This window comes from Companilactobacillus bobalius, assembly GCF_009764355.1.
Map to the genome: position 1 here is coordinate 1 of NZ_LNUA01000043.1, position 3186 is coordinate 3186.

At 35.6% G+C, this 3186-nt stretch carries 1 rRNA gene; it reads right to left on the reverse strand.

What is annotated here, in order from left to right:
- Window positions 1–966 (reverse strand): 16S ribosomal RNA (locus tag ATN92_RS12565); the annotation flags it as partial.
- Window positions 967–3186 lie beyond the last annotated feature (2220 nt).

The following is a 3186-nucleotide window of genomic DNA, read 5'->3' on the forward strand; positions in this document are numbered from 1 at the left end:
CCGCTTGTGCGGGCCCCCGTCAATTCCTTTGAGTTTCAATCTTGCGATCGTACTCCCCAGGCGGAGTGCTTAATGCGTTAGCTGCAGCACTGAAGGGCGGAAACCCTCCAACACTTAGCACTCATCGTTTACGGCATGGACTACCAGGGTATCTAATCCTGTTTGCTACCCATGCTTTCGAATCTCAGCGTCAGTTACAGACCAGAAAGCCGCCTTCGCCACTGGTGTTCTTCCATATATCTACGCATTCCACCGCTACACATGGAGTTCCACTTTCCTCTTCTGCACTCAAGTTTACCAGTTTTCGAAGCACTTCCTCGGTTGAGCCGAGGGCTTTCACTTCAAACTTAATAAACCGCCTACATTCTCTTTACGCCCAATAAATCCGGACAACGCTTGCCACCTACGTATTACCGCGGCTGCTGGCACGTAGTTAGCCGTGGCTTTCTGGTTGAATACCGTCAGTACGTGAACAGTTACTCTCACATATGTTCTTCTTCAACAACAGAGTTTTACGATCCGAAAACCTTCTTCACTCACGCGGCATTGCTCCATCAGACTTTCGTCCATTGTGGAAGATTCCCTACTGCTGCCTCCCGTAGGAGTTTGGGCCGTGTCTCAGTCCCAATGTGGCCGATTACCCTCTCAGGTCGGCTACGTATCATCGCCTTGGTGAGCTATTACCTCACCAACTAGCTAATACGCCGCGGGTCCATCCAGAAGAGATAGCAAAACCATCTTTTAAACAAAGATCATGTGATCTAAGTTGTTATGCGGTATTAGCACTTGTTTCCAAATGTTATCCCCCACTTCTGGGCAGGTTACCCACGTGTTACTCACCCGTCCGCCACTCACCAAGATCTGAATCAAGAAGCAAGCTTCAATCAACAGTTTGGTTCGTTCGACTTGCATGTATTAGGCATGCCGCCAGCGTTCGTCCTGAGCCAGGATCAAACTCTCATATTAAAAGTTTGTGACTCATAAATAAAAATACTAGCGAATTGACTTCGTTGTAAATCCAACAAATAAATGTTGGCCTACACAATTTTAGTGTTAAAACTTTGTTCAGTTTTCAAAGGTCTACCAGTTGTTAATTAACTTAACAGCTTAATTATCATATCATCTAAATGATATGATGTCAACAAGAAAATTGATTTAACAATGTTTCTTGTTGATAAGTCATCTTCAAGCGACAACTTAGTAATAATACCATTTTATCATTATCTCTGTCAACAACTAATTTCAATCGTTTGAATTGGTCTAGTTGGTAACTTACGAGACAACGTATATTAGAATACCAATCTCAGAACGATACGTCAACAAAAATATGCAAATAATTTGTAGGTTTTTTTAAAGACAAATATTAATATATTCTGGAACTTCAATGTTACCCGACGGCCGTGTGTTCCCTATAAATCAATCACATATTATTCGGATTATTTTACAGGTGACGTAATCAAATTCTGAGTAATCCATTTAAATATATAATTAAGATTCAGACTTTTAACTATTATGAATTCCATTCTTCTAACAAATGTATCATATTGACCTTCATAAAACATATTGGTAACTCGAATATCTTCATATTAAATCGAAAGCAACTCCATTTCTATCTATAATATCCAAATACATACATATAGAAAGCCTTATTGGATTCAATATACATAACTGTACGTAAAGAACGCTATTCGAAAAAGGCATTTCCCTATATTATTGATTATTCTACTGTAATTAGTAATACAAATCTCAATTACTAGCAACGGCCATTATAAACACTTTTAATATACGATTGAATACACAGCACTTTATAGTAATCCAAGGTTTACAAAGTTAAGATAGTTTTTCATCATCTGTTCAAGTAAATATCCGGAACCTCTGTATCTTCAACTAATCGATTTAAATCCTCAAGGTACTGAATCGTGTTATCAAAAATAATGGGATCATCATTCACAGAAACCTTATATTCATAATACTGTCTCCAGTCGGAGTAATTACAACAGAATTTCATTATACGCAACATCTCCGGCAACAATCAATCATCTGAAATTCAACAGCTAGTTATATTGTGAGTATCGGTAAAACTGTTTTTAATAATTTCAATCAAATAACTTTTCTAAATCAAAATTATCGTTAACTCCGCCATCGCCTTAGTAACTTATCTGCATGCAGAATTTCTATCACTGCGGGTATTCCATCCACTGTAGTTTTCATAATAATGATCTTTACACCTGAAAAAAATTCTTTAATCACATTAACCTAAAGAGGTGGTCCATACATGAGTTATATAAATATATTCAAGATTGATCTTATACCTCTTGATCCAAACAACTCTTGATTAATATCTTCAGTCATAGATATATCGACCAATACAATCCCCCTTTACCACCATAAATAAGAATGAACTATTCGTAATCATTCTAATTTTTTAATTCCAGTTGACACCTTAACTAAGGATTTATCTATCCTCAATAAATGACTCAAAGTAATATTTTGATTTACAGATCATTTCTATGGCGACTTTGAATTCACCAAAGTATTCTCCGTTAAAAAGAAGTCTACAATCACAGTTCTGATATAACAATAAGCATATCCGAAAATAATAATGAATTTATGACATACAAAACATATTGTTGAATGGAACGGACAAAAATTTTGAAAAGATCACTATAGATAAAATGATTGATATTAATCGCAAATTTTTCTATTTGTACTATATTAATACTTTTGCACTACTATCGGAATCTTAATTTTTTATTAAAGACTCTAAAAACTGCAATGGATAATGATTTTACAATTAGTAAATTTAAAACAAATAATAATATATAAATAAAAATTATTGTTGGAATTACATTGAGTACAGAATGGTATTGTGTGATTCCAGATTATCTAAGATCCTAAAAATATGAGTAGAAATCATATGATATGTTTAAATAACTCAGTTGATAACTAATTTATACGGCCCAATTATTAGTTTTATATATAAGTAAAAAAGAGACCGGTCGAGTGATTCGCTAGAATCATCTTGACTGGTCTCTTCTATTATTGGATGTGCCTCCAAGCATTGAAAATGCTTGAGGACACAAAAAAAGAAACCAACCATTTGGTTGATTCCTTACCATTAGCGTGGCAGCTACCTATCCTCGCGGGTAGTTTCCCACCAACTACTTTCGGCGTGGAGAAGCTTAA